Consider the following 20,032-nt stretch of genomic DNA (forward strand, 5'->3'; position numbering starts at 1 on the left):
GAACGGGCCGAGGGCCTTGGCCGGGCCCGCCGCTCCATGCTCTCATGCGCCCGTGCTGTCGCTCCCCGACGAAGCCGCCGCCGCGCTCGAGTCGCTGCGGCGCACCGGCAAGGACGTGCGGTTCGAGATCAAGAAGGCCTGCGAGCAGGAGCGCTGGCGGCTCAAGGCGCTCTACGACGTGGTCGACGAGGACGGCGCGCCGCCGCGGACGATCCACCTCGGGCTCCTCTGGTCCGACGACCGCCAGGGCGTGCGCGATCTCAAGGATCGGCTCGAGCGGGGCGAGAGCGGCCGGGCGCCGTAGCGCAGTCGCAGCCGCGCGAGGGTCCGCGGATCGGCCGATCGGGAGTTTACGCTACGCACGGGTACTCGTCGTGAAGGGCCGCTCCGCCGAGCCGAGGGGCGCCGCCCTCGACCGCGCCGCGGCAGCCCCTTCTCCCGCTGCGCCAGGTGCGGACGAAGGGCGACGAGGTGCGGCACCGGCGCACGTGGAGCAGAGCACCACGCGCCACGCCCGGGCCCGGGCGCGCCGCCGCGTTCCACGATAGATCGCCGGCGCATGAAGCTCCCCCTCTTCGGCAAGGCGCACGAGGCGACCGCGGGCGCGGACTTCGTCTGGTTCGTGTACGGCTCGTCGCTCGATGGTGAGGCGTTCGCCGCGTGGGCCCACGAGCACGGCTACGCGGTGCCGTCCTTCGAGGGCGCCCGGCGCGCGCGGCTCGTGGGGTACCGCCTCGCGTTCGACGTGCTGTCCCGTGCGTGGGGCGGGGCCGTGGCGAGCCTCGCGCGATCCCCCGGCGACTTCGTCGAGGGGCTCGCGCTGCCGATGCCCGGCGCGTCGCGCGGCCTCGCCGATCACAAGGAGGGGGCGGTGTCCGGGCTCTACGAGGCGTTCGAGGTGCAGCTCTCGCCGGTCGGGGGCGGGCCGCACATCCCCGCGATCGCGTACCGCGCCGCCAACTCCCGTCGCCTCGCGAACGACGCGCCGCCGTCCCCCGCCTACCTCGAGGTGCTGCTCCGCGGCGCCCGGGCGCGCGGCCTCTCCGAGGACTGGATCCGGCGCCTCGAGGCGCTCGCGGCGACGCCCAGAGGCGCCCCCCCGATCGACCGGAGCCACCCGCGCTCCCCGGCAGGCCAGCGCGTCCGCGCTCGGCGGCGCCGAGCGGCGGCGGATGACGGCGAGGTACGAGAGCGCCGCGAGCTTGCCGGCGCTCATGGTCAGGTAGCTCGCCCAGCTCCAGGGGATCCCGAGCGCGAACGCGATGCCCACGAGGAACGCGCCCGTGTCGAGCGCGACGCCCGCGAGCTGCGACCAGAGCACGCGCGCGCGGAACGAGCCGCGCACCTTCGTGAACACGAGCTGGTCGAGGAGCTCGGCGGCGAAGAAGGAGCCGCCGGACACGAGCGCGAGGCGCGGGTTGAAGGCGGCGGTGATGAGCGCCCCGGCCAGCGAGGCGAGCCAGACCTTGCCGCCGATCTCCTGCTGGGCGTAGTCGCGGACGATGAACGTCGCGCCCACGAGCAGCGTCGCGAACGAGAACACGCCGCCCCACGGCGGGTGGACCGGCGGGAACACGACGAAGGCCGCGTTCACCGCGATGATGGAGACGACGTAGAGGAGCGTGCGCACCGGGGGCCTTCGGAGAGCGGGCGAGAGGTATACCCGGAAACCGGCCCGTCGCACGACGCCGTCACCTCACCTCGATGACGCCCTGGAACATGTTCATCGCGCAGGCGTACTTGAGCTCGCCGGTGCGCTTCGGGGTGAAGGTGATGGTGACCGGCTCGTTCAGCGGCAGCTTCTGGTTGATGCCGTACTCGGGCAGCACGAGCTCGGTCGCGCAGGTCTCGTCGGTGGTGCGCGTGACCACGAGGGTGAGGGGGACGTCCTTCTTCGCCTGCACCTTCCACGGCTCGTAGCCGCGCTTCGTCACGGTGATCTTCACCGGCTCGCCGGGCTTCGGGCCGCGCTCGCAGGCGGACACGCCGGCGAGGCCGGCGAGCAGCGCGACGAGGGTGAGGGTCGTGGTGCGCATCGTGAGTCCTCCAGGATCGCGGCCCGTGTCCTCCGGGCGGCGGCGGCGCAGTCTCGCACGCAGGAGACGGCTGGCGCGACACCATCGGGGGGCGGCGCCCGGGTGCGCCCGCGGCCATCGAGGGAGGCCCGGACGGCGCGACCGGGGAGTCGCGCCCGGGCGGCGGCGGCACCTAGCGTCTGCCGTGGTGCTGAGCGCGTCCCTGCTGCTCGCCTCCCTCGTCGTGTCCGCCGCGGCCGAGGCCTGGCCAGGCTCGCCCGACTGGCCGCTCGTCCCCGGGCTGATGGGCTACAACGCACTCCCGGTGCTGCCCAACGTCGACCCGGTGATCGGCACGCGCGCCGAGGTGGAGGTCACGGCGGCGGCGCAGGTCTCCGACCTCGCGCTCCGGGACCACGCCGTCACTCCCTACCTTCGACTCACGGTGCCGTTTCGCGAGACCGCGGCGCTCGAGGTGGACGGCACGCCCATCGAGATCTGGCGCACGACGGCGGCGACGCAGCTCCGGCTCGGGGCGCGCAACCGTGCCGACGGCACCCCAGGGGACGCCCGATTCGGCGCACGCTTCCTCCTCCTCCGCGAGCGCGCCGGGCCTGCGCTCGGGCTCAGACTCTCCGTGAAGTCGGCGAGCGGCAAGGGGCTCGCCTCGCGCCGGTTCACGAACGCGCCGGGCTACGCGATCGATCTCCTCGCCGGCAAGGACGTGGGCACGCTCGGCGAGGCGCGGCTGCGCGCGCTCGCACGGGTCGGGTTCGTGTCCTGGCAGTTCGGGCAGAACGAGCAGGACGACGCCTTCGCCTACGGGGCGACCGTGCGCGCGACCGCTCCGTCGGGCGCGGCGGTGGAGCTCGACTGGCGCGGCTACGCCGGCTGGCGGTTCGCGGATCGCCCGAGCGTGATCGGGCTCGGCGCGATCGTGCCGGTGCCAGGCGGCGAGCTGAAGGCGGCGTTCAACGCCGGGGCCTCCGCCGACGCGCCGCCGCTCGAGCTGCGCGTCGGCTACGTCTGGCGCTTCGAGGTCCCGGCGCTGCTCCGGGCGCGGTCGGCGCCTGGGCCGTCTACGCCTTGAGCGCGGCGCCGTCGAGGATGCGCTCGCACAGGTCGGGGAACGCGAGGCCCAGGCCGGCGGCGATCTTCGGGACGAGCGAGGTCGCCGTCATGCCGGGGAGGGTGTTCACCTCGAGGATGAACGGCGTCCCGTCCGCCGCCACGATGAAGTCCACGCGGCTCACGCCGCTGCAGCCGAGGCCGCGGTGGGCCACCCCCGCCGCCGCCATCACGCGCGCCACGTGCGCTTCGGGGATGCGCGCGGGGTAGTAGTACTTCGTGGTCCCCGCGGTGTACTTGGCGGCGTAGTCGTAGAACTCGTTCGCGGGGGCGATCTCGATCGCGCCGAGCGCCTTGCCGTCGAGCACCGCCACGTTCACCTCGGTGCCCTTCACGTACCGCTCGACGATGACGTCGCCCTTGTAGCGCGCCGCCTCGCGGCACGCCTCGACGAGCCGGGCCGCGTCCTTCACGATCTGCACGCCCACCGAGGAGCCCTCGCCGGCGGGCTTCACGACGCAGGGCACGCCGAAGGGGAGGTCCGCTGCGCGGATCTCGGCCGCGCGCTCGGGCGGGAACGCGCGGTACTCGATGACGTCGAGGCCGAGCGCCTTGAAGATGGCCTTCGAGACCGTCTTGTCCATGCCCATCGCCGAGGCCGTGACGCCGGAGCCGGTGTACGGGATCTCCATGCACTCGAGGAGCCCCTGCACGCAGCCGTCCTCGCCCCAGCGGCCGTGCAGCGCGACGAAGGCGACGTCGATCCGGAGCTCGCGCAGCCGCGCGGCGAGCTCGGTGTCGACGTCCACGAGCGCGACGTCGTGGCCCTTCGCGCGGAGCGCGTCGGCGCAGGCGGCGCCGGTGCGGAGCGAGACCTCGCGCTCCGAGGAGCGACCGCCGTACAGCACCGCGACCTTCTTGCCCGTCCACTTGCCCATGTCCGTCTCCTGATCCGTCAGCCAGCGATCTCGACCTGGATACCCGACCTGCGACTCTAGTCCGCGCCCAGCCCCGCGAGCTCCTCTGCAAGGAACTCGCCCATGAGCCGGACCTCCGTCTCGAGCGCGATCCCGAACCGTTCCATCACCTTCCGCCGCGCGAGCGCCACGAGCGCGAGGACGTCGTGCGCGGTCGCCCCGCCGAGGTTGGAGATGAAGTTCGCGTGGACGTCCGACCACGTGGCATTCCCGACACGGTACCCCTTGAGGCCGACGGCCTCGATGAGCCGGCCGGCGAAGTCGCCGGGAGGGTTCGTGAAGGTCGAGCCGAAGGTGGGACGGTCGAGCGGCTGCGTCCGCCGGCGCCGGTCGCGGTCCTCCTGCATGATGCGCGCGCTCTCGACGACATCGCCCGGCCGCAGGGTCACCGCGAGCCGCGTGACCACGGCGCCCGCGGGGACGAGGCAGGTGCGGTAGGCGAAGCCGAGCGCCGCGGCGGGGACGAACCCCGCGCCGTCGGCCGTCGCGAGCTCGACCTCGGTGACGACGTCCTTCATCTCGCCGAGCTTCGTCCCGGCGTTCATCGCCACCGCGCCGCCGAGCGTGCCGGGGATGCCCGCCACGAACTCCACCCCGACGAGCCCGGCCGCGTGGGCCTGGATCCAGAGCCGGGTGGTGGGCGCGCCCGCGCCGAGCACGAGCCGGGAGCCCTCCCGGCGCTCCTCCCCGAACCCCTGCGGGAGCCGGAGGACGACGCCCCGCACGCCCGCGTCGGCGACGAGGGTGTTCGCGCCGCCGCCCAGGATCGTGAGCGGCACGCCCAGCTCGCGCACCGCGCGGAGCAGCGCCGCGAGCGCGTCGGGATCCGCCGGGCGGACGAGGAGATCCGCGGGGCCGCCGACCCGCACCGCCGTGCGCGGCGCGAGGGGCGCGTCGGGCACGAGCTCGCCGCGCACCCGCCGCGCGATCTCCGCGCGCCAGTCGCCAGCGCCTGGCCCCAGGATCGCGCCCGGCACGCTAGCCCTCGAGCAGCGCGAGCAGCTCGGGGCCGACCGCGGTGATGTCGCCGGCGCCGAGGGTGAGCACGATGTCGCCGGGCCGCACCCGCTCGCGCGCCGCGCGGGCGAGCTCGGCCCGGGGCGCGAGCGTGACGTCGCGGTGGCCGCAGGCCCGGATCGCCTCGGAGAGCGCCTGGGAGGTCGCGCCGGGGATGGGCTCCTCGCCCGCCGCGTAGATGTCGGTGAGCACGAGCACGTCCGCGTCGTTGAAGGCGGTCGCGAACTCGGGGAGCAGATCGCGCGTGCGCGTGTAGCGGTGCGGCTGGAACAGGCACACCACCCGCCGGCGGAACGCCTCGCGCGCGCCGAGCAGGGTCGCCTTCACCTCCGCCGGGTGGTGGCCGTAGTCGTCCACCACCGTCACGCCGCCCGCCTCGCCGCGGACCGTGAAGCGGCGCTGCACGCCGCCGAACGAGGCGAGCGCCGCGCGGGTCACGTCGGGCGGCACGCCCATCTCGTCGGCGAGCGCGACGACCGCGAGCGCGTTGAGCGCGTTGTGGCGGCCGACGAGCCGCACCTCGAACCGGCCGAGCGGCTCCTCGCGCCGGAAGGCGTCGAAGCGGACCGCGTGGCCGGAGACCTCGATCGCCTCGGCGCGGTAGTCGGCCTGGTGGCTCTCGCCGTAGGTGACGTAGCGGCTCTCCACCTCCGGCAGGAGCGACTGCACCGTGGGGTGGTCGATGCAGAGGATGGCGCGGCCGTAGAACGGCACGCGGTTCACGAAGTCGAGGAAGCCCCGCCGCAGCGCCTCCTCGGTCTTCCAGTGGTCGAGGTGCTCGGGGTCGATGTTCGTGACGATCGCGATCGTCGGCGGGATGTGGAGGAACGAGCCGTCCGACTCGTCCGCCTCGACGACCATGTAGTCGCCCCGGCCGAGCTTCGCGTTCGAGCCGAACGTGTTCACCTTGCCGCCCACCACCGCGGTCGGGTCGAGGCCGGCCTGGGCGAGGAGGTGCGCTGCGAGCGAGGTGGTCGTGGTCTTCCCGTGCGAGCCGGCGATGGCGACCCCGTACTTGAGCCGCATGAGCTCGGCGAGCATCTCCGCGCGCGGGATGATCGGGATCTTGCGGCGGCGCGCCTCGACGACCTCCGGGTTGTCCCGGCGGACCGCCGAGGAGGTGACGACCACGTCGACCTGCTCGACGTGCTGCGCCGCGTGGCCGCGCTCGATCCGGCCGCCGAGCCCGGCGAGCCGGCGGGTGATCTCGGACTCCTTCAGGTCCGAGCCGGAGACGGCGTAGCCGAGGTTGAGCAGCACCTCGGCGATGCCGCTCATGCCGATGCCGCCGATGCCGACGAAGTGGATCTTGGCGGGTCTGGAACGGAAGAGGCTCATCGTGTGGGCTTCCCGGCGGTCAGGCGAGGTCGGTGGGGCGGACGGGGCCGTGCCCGGGAGCGCGCTCCTGGCCGGCGGGCGAGCCCCAGCGGCGGCGGACGAGCTCCGCGCACACGTCGGCGATCTCCTTCGCCGCCTGCGGGCTGCCGAGCCGGCCGGCGGCGCGGACCATCCGCTCGCGCCGCTCCGGGTGGGTGAGGATGGAGCGGATCTCCGCGGCGAGCAGCTCGCCGGTGAGGTCGCGCTCCTCGATCATGACCGCCGCGCCGGCGTCCACGAGGCTCCGCGCGTTCAGCACCTGGTGGTTGTCGGCCGCGGCGGGGAAGGGGACGAGGATCGCCGGCTTCTTGCAGACGGTGAGCTCGGCGAGCGTCGTCGCGCCGGCCCGGCAGACGACGAGATCGGCCCCCGCGTAGGCCGCGCTCATGTCGTGGATGAACTCGCGCACGTCCGGCTCGAAGCCGCAGGCGCGGTACCCCCTCTCGACCTGCTCGCGGTCCCGCGCGCCGGTCTGGTGCGTGATGCGGAGCCCGTCGCGGAGATCGGCGAGGTGGGGCAGCGCCTCGACCACGCGCATGTTGAGCGCGTGCGCGCCCTGCGACCCGCCGAAGACGAGGAGCCGCGGCCGGTCGTGCTCGACCTCCGGCCGCATGTAGTTCTCCATGAGCTTGCGGCGGATGGGGTTCCCGAGCTGGTAGACCTTGCGGCCGGGGAAGTGCCGCGCCGCCTCGGGGAAGGCGGTGAACGCCGCCTCGACGAACCGCCCGAGCACCCGGTTCGTGAACCCGGCGATGGCGTTCTGCTCCTGGACCGCGGTCGGGATCCTGAGCAGCGCGGCCATGAGCACGACCGGCCCGCTCGCGTAGCCGCCCACCCCGATCACCACGTCCGGCCGCCACTTGCGCAGGATCCGGTAGGACTGGAGGAGCGCGCGCGGGATGAGGAGCAGGTTCACGAGGAGCGAGAGGAGCCCCTTGCCCTTCAGCCCCTTCACGTCGATGAGCTCGATCGGGAAGCCCGCCGCCGGCACGACCTTCGCCTCGAGCCCGCGCTCGGTGCCGACGAAGACGACGTCGTTCACCGGGTGACGCCCGACCACCTCCTCCGCGAGCGCGATGCCGGGGAAGACGTGGCCCCCGGTGCCGCCGCCGGCGATGAGCATCCTCATGGCGTCGTCCCTTCCGCACCCGTGTCGAGCCGTACGTCCTCGCCCGCCCGCGACCGCTCGCCGCCCGTCCGGACCATCACCGCCGAGGGCGCGCGGCGCAGGAACCCGCCGCGCTCGGCGCTCACGGCGAGCAGGACGCCCGCGGCGCCGAGGAGCGTCATGAGCGAGGAACCGCCGTAGGAGACGAAGGGCAGGGTGAGCCCCTTCGTCGGCAAGAGGCCGAACACCACCGCCAGGTTCACGAGCGCCTGCGCCCCGACGAGCGAGGTCACGCCGAGCGCCGCGTAGCAGCCGAACGGCTCGGACGCGTTCAGCGCGGCGCGCACGCCGCGCCAGACGACGACCGCGTACAGCGAGACGAGCAGCAGGATCCCGAGCAGCCCCGCCTCCTCCGCGATCACCGCCGCGATGAAGTCGGTGTGCGCCGCCGGCAGGTAGAAGAGCTTGCCCTTGCCCTGGCCGAGCCCCTGGCCGAGCCAGCCGCCGTGCGCGGTGCCGAGGAGCGACTCCCAGAGCTGGAAGCCCGGTCCGTAGCGGTAGCGCTCCGGATCGAGGAACGCCATGACGCGCTCGTACCGGTACGGCGTCGACTTCACGAGGTGCCAGGCGACGGGCAGCGCGAGCAGCCCGGCGCCGAGGAGATACGAGACGCGCGCGCCCGCCGCGAAGAGCATCGCGAAGAGGACGAGGAAGAGGATGACGCCCGTCCCCATGTCGCTCTGCCACAGGCAGAGGGCGACGAGCGCGCCCGTCACGATGAGGTGGGGGAGGAGCCCGATGGAGAAGATCCGGACCTTCTCCTGCTTCCGCGCGAGCGAGCGCGCGAGGTAGAGGACGAGCGCCACCTTCGCCGCCTCGGCGGGCTGAAACTGCAGCGGTCCGAGGGGGATCCAGCGCTGGGCGCCGCCCGCGGTCTTCCCGAGCACCGGGACGAGGAGGAGGGTGAAGAAGGTGAGGCCGAGGAGCGGGTAGGCGAGCGCCGAGATCCGGCGGGCGCCGAGGCGGAGCGCGAGCACGAGCAGGCCGACGCCCACGCTCGCCGCGAGGAGCTGCCGCTTCAGGTAGTAGAACTCGTCGTGCCCGAGCCGCGCGCTCTGCGACGCCGGGATCGCGCTCGCCGAGTACACCATCACCGCGCCGAGCGCGGTGAGGGCGAGCAGCGCGCCGAGGAGGATCCCGTCGATCGGGGCCCCGGAGCGCGGCGCGGACGTCTCCTCGGCTCGGCTCATGCCAGCTCCGCGACGTGGCTGCGGAACGCGTCGCCACGCTCCTCGTAGTTGCGGAACTGATCGTAGCTCGCGCAGGCCGGGGAGAGGAGGACCGCGTCCCCCGGACGGGCGAGGACCGCGGCACGACGCACCGCGCCGGCGAGGGTCCCGCAGGCCTCGGTGGGGCAGAGGTCGCCGAGCTCGCGCTCGACGGCGGGCGCGTCCTCGCCGACCGTGAGGAGCGCCTTCACGCGGCCGGGGAAGAGCGGGCGGAGCGGTGCGTACGGAGCCCCCTTGCCGCGCCCGCCCATGACGAGCACGACGCGCGGCGTCCCGGCGGGAAAGGCGGAGAGGCCGACGAAGGTCGAGTCGACGTTGGTCGCCTTGGAGTCGTTCACCCACTCGACCCCGCCCCGCTCGGAGACGAGCTCGAGCCGGTGCGGCAGGCCGGGGAAGGCCTCGAGCCCGGCCTGCACCGCGTCGCCCGGCACGCCGAGGAGCCGCGCGCAGAGCACGGCGGCCATCGCGTTCTCGCGGTTGTGCCGGCCGCGGAGCGCCCGGTTGGCGAGGCGGTAACGCTCCGGCGCGCCGCCGCCGCGCCGGACCCACACCTCGGTCGCGCCGCCCGCGCCGGGCTCGCCGCCGGGATCGCGCGCGCCGTCCGGCACGGGGGGCCCGAAGCCGAAGGTGTGCAGGGTCGCTCGGGAGGCCTCGGCCATGGCGAGCGCGCGCGGGTCGCGGGCGTTCGCGACGGCGTGGTCGCCCGCCTGCTGGAGCGCGAAGAGCCTCGCCTTCGCGGCGGCGTAGTCCTCCACGTCGCGGTAGCGGTCGAGGTGATCCGGGGTGACGTTCAGGATGGCGGCGACGCGCGGCCGGAGCGAGAGGAGCCCCTCGATCTGGAAGGAGGAGAGCTCGAGGACCACGACCTCCGCGCCCCCGCCCTGGAGGACGTGCTCGCAGAGCGGCGTGCCGAGGTTCCCGCCGGTGAACGTCGGCCGGTGGCGCGCGAAGAGCGCTCCGGCGAGCGCGGTCGTCGTGCTCTTTCCGTTCGTCCCCGTGATCGCCACGATCGGCACCCCGGGAAGGAAGTGGGCGGCGAGCTCGGCCTCCCCCCACACCGGGACGCCCGCCGCGCGGGCCGCGCGGAGCTCCGGGATCGCCATGGGGACGCCGGGCGAGACGACGACGAGGTCGGCCCGCTCGAAGTCGGCGGGATCGTGTCCGCCGAGCGCGCGGCGCACGCTGGCGCCGGCGAGCGCGGCGAGCGGGGCGGCGAGCTGCTCCGGGCCGCGCCGGTCGGTGACGGTGACGCGCGCGCCCTCGCGCGCGCAGAGGCGCGCCGCCGCGACGCCGCTCTTCGCGAGGCCCACGACGGTGACGCGCTTGCCCTGGAGGTCGGGGGTGCTCAAGGCCGCTACCTCAGCTTGAGCGACATGAGCGCCACGAGGGCGAGCATGATCGACATGATCCAGAAGCGGACGATGATCTTCGGCTCGGCCCAGCCCTGGAGCTCGTAGTGATGGTGGATGGGCGCCATGCGGAAGATGCGCTTGCCGGTGGTCCGGAACGACCAGACCTGCAGGATGACGCTGACCGTCTCGGCAAGGAACACGCCGTGGAGGATGGCGCTCGCCACCTCGTTCTTGGTGAGCACGGCGAGCATGCCGAGCCCGCCGCCGAGCGCGAGCGAGCCGACGTCGCCCATGAACACCGACGCGGGGTACGTGTTGTACCAGAGGAAGGCGATGCCCGCGCCGAAGATGGCCGAGCAGAAGACGCCGAGCTCCTCGGCCCCCGGGATGTAGGCGATGCGCAGGTACTCGGCGAGGCTGAAGCCGGCGATGGTCGCGCCGGCCACGTAGGAGAGCGCGAGGAACGTCATCGAGGAGACGATCGTCGGGCCGATGGCGAGGCCGTCGAGCCCGTCGGTGAGGTTCACCGCGTTCGACGTGGCGACCACGACGAAGATCATGAACGGCAGGTAGAGCCAGCCGAGCGACGGCGCGAACAGGTGCGTCGGCACGAAGGGCAGCGTGAGGTGCAGGTCCACGAGGCTGCCCACCGTGAAGAACGGGAACCCGTCGACCCGGCGCAGCTGCCCGTCGGTGAGGAACCCGTAGTACACGGCCAGGACCACGAGCACCTGGAAGACGAGCTTCTTCTTCCCGGCGAGCCCCTTCGAGTTCTTCTTCGAGATCTTGAGCCAGTCGTCCCAGAAGCCGATGACGCCGTAGCCGAGCGTCACGAGGAGCGCCGCCCAGACGAGCCGGTTCGAGAGGTCGGCGAAGAGGAGCGTCGACACGGTGACGGCGAAGAGGATGAGCGCGCCGCCCATCGACGGCGTGCCCGCCTTCTTCTTGTGCCGCTCCGGCGTGTCCTCGCGGACGTTCGAGTGCCCGTACTGGAGCACGCGCATCCGCTCGATGAAGAACGGCCCGAAGAGGAGCCCGATGAGGAGGGAGACGAGGCCCGCCGCGACGATGCGGAAGGACGGGTAGCGCAGGACGTTGAAGAGCCCGAACTGCCCGGAGAGCGGATAGAGGAGGTGGTAGAGCATCTAGCGGAGGGCCTCGACGAGCCGCTCGAGCTTCATGCCGCGGCTGCCCTTGACGAGGAGGACGTCCATCGACGGCGCGAGCGCGGTCCGGGCCCAGCGGACGAGCGCGTCCATGTCGTCGGTGTGGAAGGTCTCGAGCCCGGCGGCGCGCGCCGCCTCGGCGGTGCTGCGCGCGCGGGGCCCGAACGCGGCGAGGAGCGAGACGCCCGCGCGGGCGGCCTCGGCGCCGAGCGCGCGGTGGGCCTCCTCCTCGAACGCGCCGAGCTCGAGCATGTCGCCGAGCACCGCCACCGGCCGGGCGTCTGGCCGGGCGAGGTCGACGAGCGTGCGGAGCGCCGCGGACATCGAGGAGGGGTTCGCGTTGTAGCAGTCGTCGACGAGCCGGAGGCCCGAGGGGAGGCGATCGAGGCGCAGGCGGCGCCCCACCGGCCGGACCGCCGCGAGCCCCTGGGCGATCTCGCGATCGCTGCAGCCGAGCGCGACGCCCGCCGCGGCCGCCGCCGCCGCGTTCGCGGCGTTGTGCGCGCCCACCAGCGCCGGGATGTGCACCGCCACCTCGCGGTTGCCGATGCCGAGGACGAAGCGGAGCCCGTCGTCGCCCTGCGAGGCGATCTCGAGCACCACGACGTCGCCGCGCCGGCCCGCCGCGGCGGCGAAGGTGAGCATGCGGTGACCGCTCGCCTGGGCGCGGCGCAGCATGCGCGGATCGTCGGCGTTCGCGATGACGATGCCGGTCTCCGGGAGCCCCCGGTACAGCTCGGCCTTCGCGTCGGCGACCGCGTCCACCGTGCCGAGCCCCTCGAGGTGGGCGGGCGCGGCGAGCGTCACGACCCCCACGTACGGCTCGGCGATGGCGGCGAGGCGCGCGATCTCGCCGGGGTGGTTCATCCCCATCTCGACGACCGCCGAGCGGTGCTCGGGCCCGAGGCCGAGGAGCGTGAGCGGGACGCCGACCTCGTTGTTGAGGTTGCCCTCGGTCTTCAGGGCCGGGCCGCGCGTCCCGAGGATCGCCGCGATCATCTCGCGGGTCGTGGTCTTGCCGTTCGACCCGGTGACGCCGACGACCGGGATGTGGAAGCGCCGCCGGTGGTGTCGCGCGATCGCGCCGAGCGCGGGGAGGGTGTCCGGGACGGAGAGGAGCGGCAGCGGCGCGCCGGCGGGCGCGCGCCCGTCCGCGACGACCGCGGCGACGGCGCCCCTGGCGGCGGCCTCGGCCAGGTAGCCGTGCGCGTCGAAGCGCTCGCCCACGAGGGCGACGAACAGCGCCCCCGGCGCGATCGTGCGGGTGTCGGTCGAGACGCCGGCGACCTCCGCGGGCGGTGCGCCGATCCAGCGCCCGCCGGTCGCGGCGGCGAGCTCTTCGGAGGAGAAGCGGGGGACGGTCATGCTGTTCCGAGGGCCCTCTGGGCCTCCTCGCGATCTGAGAAGGGGTGCCGGGTCGTGCCGACGATCTGGTAGTCCTCGTGGCCCTTGCCGGCGATGAGCACGGCGTCGCCCGGGCGCGCGAGCGAGACGGCGAGCGCGATGGCCGCGCGCCGGTCGGGCTCGACGAGGAAGCCGCGCCCGCCGTCCTGCGCCGCCGCGGCCGTGAGCCGCGCCGCGCCCGCCCGCTCGAGGCCGGGCAGCACGTCCGCGATGATCGCGTCCGGCTCCTCGGTGCGCGGGTTGTCGCTCGTGAGGATGACGAGGTCGGCCCCGCGGGCGGCGACCTCGCCCATGAGCGGGCGCTTGCCGCGATCGCGGTCGCCGCCGCAGCCGAAGACGCAGAGGAGCCGGCGGGGACCCGTGGCGCGGAGCGCCTCGATCGCGCGCGCGAGCGCGTCGTCGGTGTGGGCGTAGTCGACGAACGCCGAGACGCCGCGGCCGTCGATCCGCTCGAGCCGCCCGGGCGCGCCGGGGGAGGCGGAGAGCCCGCGCGCGATCGCGTCCGGCGCGAGGCCGATCCCGAGCGCGAGCCCGGCCGCGCAGAGGAGGTTCTCGAGGTTGTGCGCGCCGACGAGCGGGGAGCGGATCGCGATGGAGCCCTGCGGGGTCGCGAAGGTCGCGCGGATGCCGGCGAGCCCCATCGCGACGTCCTCGGCGCGGAGGGCGTCGTCGGCGCGCGTGCCGTACCGCCAGACGCGCCGCCCCGGGCCGAGCTGGTCGGCGAGCCTGGCGCCGTAGCGATCGCGGGCGTTCACCACGGCCACGCCGTCGGGCGCGAGGTGCTCCGTGAAGAGCCGGCGCTTCGCGGCGAAGTAGGACTCCATGTCGCCGTGGTAGTCGAGGTGATCGCGGGTGAGGTTCGTGAAGCCGGCCGCCGCGAAGCGCATCCCGGCCACGCGCTCCTGCGAGAGCGCGTGCGACGAGACCTCGAGCACCACCGCCCGCGCGCCGGCGTCGCGCATCTCCGCGAGCACCGCCTGGATCGCCGTCGACTCGGGCGTCGTGTGCGTCGCCGCCCGCTCGACGCCCGGGAAGCGCTGCGTGACCGTGCCGAGCACGCCGATGGGCAGGTCCGCCGCGCGCGCGCACGCCTCGACGAGGTAGGTGACCGTCGTCTTGCCGTTCGTGCCGGTGACGCCCGCGACGCGGAGCGCGTCGGCCGGCCGGCCGTGGAAGCTCGCGGCGGCGATGGCCATCGCGCGGCGCGAGGACGGGGCGAGGAGGAGCGCGGCCGGAGCGCACCCCACCGGATGCTCGGCGACGACCGCCACCGCGCCCCGGGCCGCCGCCTGCGCGGCGAAGTCGTGGCCGTCGTACACCGCGCCGGGGAGGGCGAAGAACACCGCGCCCGGGACGACCTCGCGCGAGTCCCCCGTGACGCGGACGATCTCGGGATCGCCCGCCACGTCGCCCCGCGCGCCCGTCCCCTGGATGACTGCCGAGAGCTTCATCTCACCGCACCGGAATGCAAGCCGCCCTCCGGAATCTCTTCCTCTGTGCGCTCGCCCGGTTACGCGCCGGCGTGTCACCGGGGACACGCCACGGCGCGGCGCGGCACATCTTACAGCAACGGGCCCCGGCGCTAGTGCCCGCCCGCAGGACTTCCGTCCGGGGGGGCGCCAGGTCACCCGGTGGGCGCGAGCCGCATCCGCACCCGCGTCCCGCGCTCGACCACCTTGCCCGCCGCCGGCCACTGCTGCACGACCCGCCCCGAGCCGTCGAGCTCCGGGGCGAGGTCTGCCCGCTCGAGCGAGCGGATCGCCGAGCGCGCAGGCAGGCCGGCGAGCGAGGGCACGGCGACGCTCGCGCCGTCGACGGGGGCGGCCGCGCGCGCCGCGAGCTCGACGGGGGGCGGGCCCTCCGGCTCCTCCTCGACGGGGGCAGCGGCGGCGAGCGCGAGCCGCTCCGCCTCGGGGCCGGTCGCGGGCACGCCCATGAGCCTCATGACGTCCTCCACGATCTCGCGGAAGGCGGGCGCGGCCACCTCGCCGCCGTGCACGTCGCCCTTCGGCTCGTCCAGGAAGACGCCCACCACCACCCGCGGCGCCTCGGCGGGCGCGAACCCGACGAAGGAGCTGAAGTGCCGGTCGGAGGCGTAGCCGCCGGAGACCGGATCCACCTTGCGCGCGGTGCCGGTCTTGCCGGCGACCCGCCACCCGGCGAGCCGCGCGCGCTTCCCGGTCCCCTTCGGATCCTCCACCACCCCCACGAGGAAGCGCGTCATCGTCTCCGCGACGTCCGGCGGGACGGCCTGCCGGACCACCTCCGGCGCCGCCGCCTGGAGCACCTCGCCGGTCGCCGGATCGACGACCCGGCGCACGGCGATGGGGCGCATGAGCTTGCCGCCGTTCGCGATCGCCGCCATGGCCGTGGTGATCTGGAGCGCGTTCGCGGTGAGGCCGTGGCCGAAGCTCTGGGTCGCGAGCGCCACCTCGGAGCGGGGCGGCGGGAGCTGCCCGCGGATCTCGCCGGGGAGGCCGACGCCGGTCTTCTCGCCCAGGCCGAACGCGGCGAGCGACTCGTGGAGCCCGGCGCGCCCGAGGCGCGCGCCGATCTTGGCGGCGCCGATGTTCGAGCTCACCGCCAGGATCTTCGACGCGCCCGCCCAGCCGAGCGCCTCGTGATCGTGGATGACGTGCGCGCCGATGGCGTAGCGGCCGTTGCCGCAGTCGATGGGGTCGAGCGGGCGGAGCGCGCCCTGCGCGAGGGCGCCGGCGATGGTGAAGGTCTTCACCGTCGAGCCGGGCTCGAAGGAGTCGGTGACGGCGCGGTTGCGGAGCTCCGCGCCGCGCTTCGGCGCGTTCGGGTTGTACGGGGGGAAGCTCGCCATGGCGAGCACCTCGCCCGTGCGCGGGTCGAGCGCGACCGCCATGCCGGAGAGCGCGCGCGAGCGCTTCACCGCCGCACCGAGCGCGCGCTCCGCCGAGAGCTGGATGCCCTGGTCGAGCGCGAGCTCGACGCGCGCGCCCTCGCGGGCCTGCCCGGCCGTGGGCGCCTCCCCGAGGACGGTCTTCCCCGCCCCGTCGCGGAGCGACGGCACCTTCGCAGGCTCGCCGCGCAGCACCTCGTCGAGCCCGAGCTCGACCCCCTCGAGCCCCTCGCCGTCGTCGCCGACGAGCCCGAGGACCTGGCTCGCGAGCTCGAGCTTCGGGTAGTAGCGGCGCGTCTCCGGGACGAGCGCCAGGCCGCGCACGCGGCTCGCCTTCAGGATCGCCTCGACCTGCGCCGCCTGCGCGGGCGAGATCCTCCGCGCGATCCAGACGAAGCGGCTGCCCTTGCCGAGCTTCCTGCGGGCGGCGCCCAGGTCGAGCTTCAGCGCCTGGCAGACCTTCCTGAGCGCCTCTCCGCGGCCGTCCTCCTTCTCGAGGACCACCGGATCCGCGAAGACCGACCGCGCGTCGGCGCTGCCCGCGAGGAGCACGCCCGAGCGGTCGGTGATGACGCCCCGGCGCGGCTTCAGCACGAGCTGACGCCGGTACTGGTCGACCATCTCCTCGACGAGCGCGTCGCGGCGCAGCACCTGGAGCTGGAACGCGCGGCCGGCGACGATCGCGAAGCCGGCGGCGAGGAGGACGGCCAGCGCGCCGATCCGGACGGCGATCCAGCGGGTCGCGCGCGGATCGGGCCCCGGGCGCAAAGGCTACCTCTCGCGCGGCATGGAGCGGCCTGCCCGCAGCGGGCCCCGGAGCGCGACGCGCTCGGAGTCCGCCGCGGGCCCCGCCGCCGCCCGCCCAGCCTTCGTGGAGAGGGATGGCTCCGCCGGCCCGGATCGGTGATCCACACCGTCCACGCCCGCCCCGCCCGCGCCCGCCGAAGCGGAGCGCGGGCCTGCCGCCCACACCGGACCCGAGTCCGGCGGAGCCATTCCCAGCTTGTTCCGAGCGAACTCCTCGAGCGCGCGCGGCGCGCGGAGGGTCTCCACCTCGATGCGGAGGCGGTCGTGCTCGGAGGTGAGCTTCGTGTGCTCGGCCTGCAGCGCGCCGAGCCGGTATCCCGCCGCGACCACGCGCGTGCGGGACCAGATGTGGAACACGCCCAGGACGACGACGAGGAGCGCCGCGATCGCCCCGGTGGCGATGGGCAGCGTGCTCGCGCGCACCGCGGCGCGGGGACGGGCCGCGGCGCGGCGGCGTGCGGGGGCGCGCCTCACCGGATCTTCTCCACCGCGCGCAGCTTCGCGCTCCGGGCGCGGGCGTTCGCCGCGACCTCGTCCTCGGCCGGCACGATCGCCTTGCGCGTCACGGCCGCGAACGACGCGCGCGCGCCGCAGGCGCACACGGGCAGATCGGGCGGGCAGGTGCAGGCCTGGGTGAGCGCGCGGAAGCGCTCCTTGACCATCCGGTCCTCCAGCGAGTGGAACGAGATCGCCGCCGCCCGGCCGCCGAGGTTGATCATCGCGGGCAGGCCGTCGAGCCACGCCGCGAGCGCGCCGAGCTCGTCGTTGACGGCGATGCGGAGCGCCTGGAAGGTGCGGGTGGCGGGGTGGATGCGCCGCGGCCAGGCCTTGCGCGGGATCGCCTTCGAGACGATGTCGGCGAGGCGCGCCGTGTCGAGCTTCTCGTCCGTCTCCACCGCGCGCTTCACCGCGCGCGCGATGGGCCGCGCGAACGGCTCCTCGCCGTACTCGCGGAGGATGCGCGCGAGCTCGCGCTCGTCGATGCGCCGGAGCAGGTCCTCGAGCCGCTCGCCCTCGTCGCCCATGCGCATGTCGAGCGGGCCGGGGCGCGAGAACGAGAAGCCGCGCTCCGCCTGGTCGAGCTGGGGGGACGAGACGCCGAGGTCCACGAGGGCGCCGTCGACGCCCGCGAGCCCGAGCGCGGAGAGCACGTTCTTCGCGTCGCGGAAGTCGGCGCGCACCGCGCGGAACGCCTCGCCCCAGCGCGCGAGGCGCGCGGAGGCGGCGGCGAGGGCGCGCGGGTCCTTGTCGAGGCCGATCACGCGCGCACCCCGCTCGAGCAGGAGCTCCGAGTGGCCGCCGCCGCCGAGCGTCCCGTCGAGCAGGAGCTTGCCCGGCTCGGGGCGCAGGATCTCGACGACCTCTCTCGCGAGTACCGAAGCATGGACGAATTCCCCGCTCACGCCGCCCGGAAGGCCGCCTCCACGTCCTCGAACAGCTCGAGGTGTCCGCCCGCGCCGCCGGCGTGGACGAGATCACGGACGTAACGGCTCGCCCCCGCCGCGCGCAGCCCGGGGATCGCCTTGAGGAGCGCCGCGCCCGCGTAGTGGAGGTGCGTCACGTTCTTGAGGTCGATGACCACGCGGCGCCCGTCGTCGCGCGCGCGCCGCGCGATCGCGGCGATCGCCGACAGCTCGTCCTTCGTGAGCTCGTCCACGCCGCGGATGATCGTCACGTCGTCCTGGTGCCTCGCCTCGAACATCGCCCGCCTCCTTCTCCCTGCGCCCGCTAGACCTTCCCGAAGAAGTCGACCACCTGGTCGCTCGGGATCTCCTCGGCCACCTGCGCCTCGTAGGCGGCCTTGTCGTAGAGGTGGATGGTCCGACCCATCCCCACCCAGACGACGTCCTTCTGCAGCCCCGCCCACTCGCGCAGCGCCGGCGGGACGAGGACGCGGCCGTTCGCGTCGAGGTCCACCTCGTGCGCGGAGGACACGAACTTGAGGACGCTCCGCTGCGTCCTCGCGTCGAGCGGGGAGGCGTCCATCACCTTCTTCACGAGCTCGTTCCAGACCGACTGCGGGAGCGCCTGCACCGCCCGCCAGTGCGGGTACTGCATGAGCACGATCCGCGGCTCGCCCGCCGCGGCCAGCGCCTCGCGGAACTTCACCGGGAGGCTCGTTCGCCCCTTCGCGTCGATCGCGTGGTTGAAGGTTCCGAAGAACACGGGCTGGCCGATCCTGCCGCTCTGATCCGCTGCTTGCCACTTTTTCCCACTGAATGGTCCCGATCTACGGACAACGGCCGGCGAAGTCAACGGGCGCCCGGATCAGCCGTTTCACGGCCTGGCAATGCGTTCAGCGCGGGATCACGGCCGGTGGGTGTAGGTGTTCGCGCACACGCGACCGGCAGGCGCCTGGGTCCCGTGGGGTCGCCCGAAGGCTTGCTCGGGAGGCTGCCCGAGCGGGAGTGGGAAGGCGGTGCGAGGGGGCTCGGCAGGGGCCGATCTGGATCAGCCGGGAGGCTCGAGCGGGGGTCGCCGGCGGCTCGTCAGGGGCCGATCGGGGGTCGAGGCGGGGGTCGCAGTCGAGGTCGAGGTCGGGGTCGGGGTCGGGGTCGGGGTCGGGGTCGGGGTCGGGGTCGGGGGTCGGGGTCGGGGGTCGGGAGTCGGGGGTCGGGAGTCGGGGGTCGGGAGTTGGGGGTCGGGGGTCGGGGGTCGGGGGTCGGGCGTCTCGTTCCTTCGCCCCGCCCCGTCCGTCCCATTGCTCCCCGCCGGGTCCCTCCGTCATCCTGCCCGACCACCCCAGCGCGAGGTCGCCATGCCTTCACTCAAAGGGAAGACGCTCTTCATCACCGGCGCGAGCCGGGGCATCGGCAAGGCGATCGGGATCGCCGCGGCGCGCGAGGGCGCCAACGTGGTGGTGGCGGCGAAGTCGAGCGTCCCGAACCCCAAGCTGCCCGGGACCATCCAGGAGACCGCCCGCGAGATCGAGGCCGCCGGCGGCAAGGCGCTCGCGGTCCACTGCGACATCCGCGACGAGGCGGAGATCGCGACGGCGGTGAAGGCGGCGGCGGAGCGGTTCGGGGGGATCGACGTGCTCGTGAACAACGCGAGCGCGATCTTCCTCGCCGGCACCGTCGAGACGCCGATGAAGCGCTACGACCTCATGCACCAGGTGAACGCGCGCGGGACCTTCGCCTGCTCTCAGGCGTGCATCCCGCTCCTCGAGAAGAGCGCGAACCCGCACATCCTGAACCTCTCGCCGCCGCTCTCGCTGAACCCGCGCTGGTTCGCGCCGCACGTCGCCTACACGATGGCGAAGTACGGCATGAGCCTGTGCGTGCTCGGGATGGCCGAGGAGCTGCGCGACAAGGGGATCGCGGTGAACGCGCTCTGGCCGCGCACCGTCATCGCCACCGCGGCGCTGAACCTGCTCGGCGGCGAGGAGACCGCGAGGCACGGCCGCACGCCCGAGATCGTCGCCGACGCGGCGGTCGCGATCCTGAAGCGCGGGAGCCGGAGCTGCACCGGCAACTTCTTCATCGATGAGGACGTGCTGCGCGAGGAGGGCGTCACCGACCTCGCGCGCTACGCGGTGAAGCCCGGCGAGGAGCTCATGCCGGACCTGTTCCTCGACTGAGCG

General features: G+C 74.3%; 19 protein-coding genes. 4 read left to right on the forward strand and 15 right to left on the reverse strand.

The window, feature by feature from the left end; all coding sequences use genetic code 11:
* Nucleotides 1-52: 52 nt before the first annotated feature.
* Both MNY62_RS18070 and MNY62_RS18075 read left to right on the forward strand, forming a co-directional pair.
* Nucleotides 53-304: a hypothetical protein gene (locus tag MNY62_RS18070; protein ID WP_242345591.1), complete on the forward strand. Its 252-nt coding sequence runs from the start codon at nt 53-55 to the stop codon at nt 302-304.
* Between the two features lie 522 nt (nt 305-826).
* The gene (locus tag MNY62_RS18075) at nt 827-1,708 is read left to right on the forward strand and encodes a gamma-glutamylcyclotransferase (RefSeq protein WP_242345617.1); all 882 of its coding nucleotides are present in this window, start codon (nt 827-829) and stop codon (nt 1,706-1,708) included.
* Here the strand turns inward: MNY62_RS18075 and MNY62_RS18080 are convergent.
* On the reverse strand, nt 1,692-2,036 hold the full coding sequence (locus tag MNY62_RS18080) for a cupredoxin domain-containing protein (RefSeq protein WP_242345592.1): 345 nt from the start codon (nt 2,034-2,036) through the stop codon (nt 1,692-1,694). The genes MNY62_RS18075 and MNY62_RS18080 overlap by 17 nt on opposite strands.
* A gap of 187 nt (nt 2,037-2,223) precedes the next feature.
* On the opposite strand from MNY62_RS18080, the gene MNY62_RS18085 reads away from it, so the two are divergent.
* On the forward strand, nt 2,224-3,105 hold the full coding sequence (locus MNY62_RS18085) for a hypothetical protein (RefSeq protein ID WP_242345593.1): 882 nt from the start codon (nt 2,224-2,226) through the stop codon (nt 3,103-3,105).
* Here MNY62_RS18085 and MNY62_RS18090 read toward each other — a convergent pair.
* The 14 genes from MNY62_RS18090 to MNY62_RS18155 form a co-directional block, all read right to left on the reverse strand.
* Complete coding sequence (locus MNY62_RS18090; RefSeq protein ID WP_242345594.1) at nt 3,095-4,021, reverse strand: D-alanine--D-alanine ligase; 927 nt, start codon at nt 4,019-4,021, stop codon at nt 3,095-3,097. The two genes, MNY62_RS18085 and MNY62_RS18090, sit on opposite strands and share 11 nt — an antisense overlap.
* Nucleotides 4,022-4,077: 56 nt before the next feature.
* Complete coding sequence (gene murB, locus MNY62_RS18095) at nt 4,078-5,037, reverse strand: UDP-N-acetylmuramate dehydrogenase (protein ID WP_242345595.1); 960 nt, start codon at nt 5,035-5,037, stop codon at nt 4,078-4,080.
* Between the two features lies 1 nt (nt 5,038).
* A complete protein-coding gene (murC, locus tag MNY62_RS18100; RefSeq protein ID WP_242345596.1) occupies nt 5,039-6,415 on the reverse strand; it encodes a UDP-N-acetylmuramate--L-alanine ligase in 1,377 nt (458 codons plus the stop codon).
* A 19-nt stretch (nt 6,416-6,434) separates the two neighbouring features.
* Entirely contained in the window at nt 6,435-7,583 is a 1,149-nt protein-coding gene (gene murG, locus MNY62_RS18105; protein ID WP_242345597.1) for an undecaprenyldiphospho-muramoylpentapeptide beta-N-acetylglucosaminyltransferase, read from the reverse strand.
* On the reverse strand, nt 7,580-8,812 hold the full coding sequence (gene ftsW / locus MNY62_RS18110; protein ID WP_242345598.1) for a putative lipid II flippase FtsW: 1,233 nt from the start codon (nt 8,810-8,812) through the stop codon (nt 7,580-7,582). Before ftsW ends, murG begins: the two co-directional genes overlap by 4 nt.
* Complete coding sequence (murD, locus tag MNY62_RS18115; RefSeq protein ID WP_242345599.1) at nt 8,809-10,200, reverse strand: UDP-N-acetylmuramoyl-L-alanine--D-glutamate ligase; 1,392 nt, start codon at nt 10,198-10,200, stop codon at nt 8,809-8,811. Before murD ends, ftsW begins: the two co-directional genes overlap by 4 nt.
* Before the next feature lie 5 nt (nt 10,201-10,205).
* Nucleotides 10,206-11,348 carry a phospho-N-acetylmuramoyl-pentapeptide-transferase gene (gene mraY / locus MNY62_RS18120; RefSeq protein WP_242345600.1) on the reverse strand — a complete coding sequence of 381 codons (1,143 nt, stop codon included), beginning with the start codon at nt 11,346-11,348 and terminating at the stop codon, nt 10,206-10,208.
* Nucleotides 11,349-12,734 carry a UDP-N-acetylmuramoyl-tripeptide--D-alanyl-D-alanine ligase gene (locus MNY62_RS18125; protein ID WP_242345601.1) on the reverse strand — a complete coding sequence of 462 codons (1,386 nt, stop codon included), beginning with the start codon at nt 12,732-12,734 and terminating at the stop codon, nt 11,349-11,351. It lies immediately after the preceding gene.
* The gene (locus MNY62_RS18130) at nt 12,731-14,224 is read right to left on the reverse strand and encodes a UDP-N-acetylmuramoyl-L-alanyl-D-glutamate--2,6-diaminopimelate ligase (RefSeq protein ID WP_242345602.1); all 1,494 of its coding nucleotides are present in this window, start codon (nt 14,222-14,224) and stop codon (nt 12,731-12,733) included. The genes MNY62_RS18125 and MNY62_RS18130 overlap by 4 nt, the downstream gene beginning before the upstream one ends.
* A gap of 173 nt (nt 14,225-14,397) precedes the next feature.
* The gene (locus MNY62_RS18135; RefSeq protein ID WP_242345603.1) at nt 14,398-16,410 is read right to left on the reverse strand and encodes a penicillin-binding protein; all 2,013 of its coding nucleotides are present in this window, start codon (nt 16,408-16,410) and stop codon (nt 14,398-14,400) included.
* A gap of 3 nt (nt 16,411-16,413) precedes the next feature.
* Nucleotides 16,414-16,923 (reverse strand): cell division protein FtsL, encoded by a 510-nt coding sequence (gene ftsL, locus MNY62_RS18140; RefSeq protein ID WP_242345604.1) that lies wholly within the window; start codon nt 16,921-16,923, stop codon nt 16,414-16,416.
* Nucleotides 16,920-17,852, reverse strand: coding sequence for a 16S rRNA (cytosine(1402)-N(4))-methyltransferase RsmH (gene rsmH / locus MNY62_RS18145; protein ID WP_242345605.1), 933 nt, complete (start codon nt 17,850-17,852; stop codon nt 16,920-16,922). The genes ftsL and rsmH overlap by 4 nt, the downstream gene beginning before the upstream one ends.
* Nucleotides 17,849-18,151, reverse strand: a complete 303-nt coding sequence (locus MNY62_RS18150; RefSeq protein ID WP_242339138.1) for an anti-anti-sigma factor — start codon at nt 18,149-18,151, stop codon at nt 17,849-17,851. Before MNY62_RS18150 ends, rsmH begins: the two co-directional genes overlap by 4 nt.
* Nucleotides 18,152-18,177: 26 nt before the next feature.
* The gene (locus MNY62_RS18155; RefSeq protein WP_242345606.1) at nt 18,178-18,615 is read right to left on the reverse strand and encodes a division/cell wall cluster transcriptional repressor MraZ; all 438 of its coding nucleotides are present in this window, start codon (nt 18,613-18,615) and stop codon (nt 18,178-18,180) included.
* A gap of 592 nt (nt 18,616-19,207) precedes the next feature.
* Here MNY62_RS18155 and MNY62_RS18160 point away from each other — a divergent pair.
* Entirely contained in the window at nt 19,208-20,029 is an 822-nt protein-coding gene (locus MNY62_RS18160) for an SDR family oxidoreductase (protein WP_242345607.1), read from the forward strand.
* Nucleotides 20,030-20,032 lie beyond the last annotated feature (3 nt).

This window comes from Anaeromyxobacter terrae (assembly GCF_022690685.1).
GTDB lineage: Bacteria > Myxococcota > Myxococcia > Myxococcales > Anaeromyxobacteraceae > Anaeromyxobacter > Anaeromyxobacter terrae.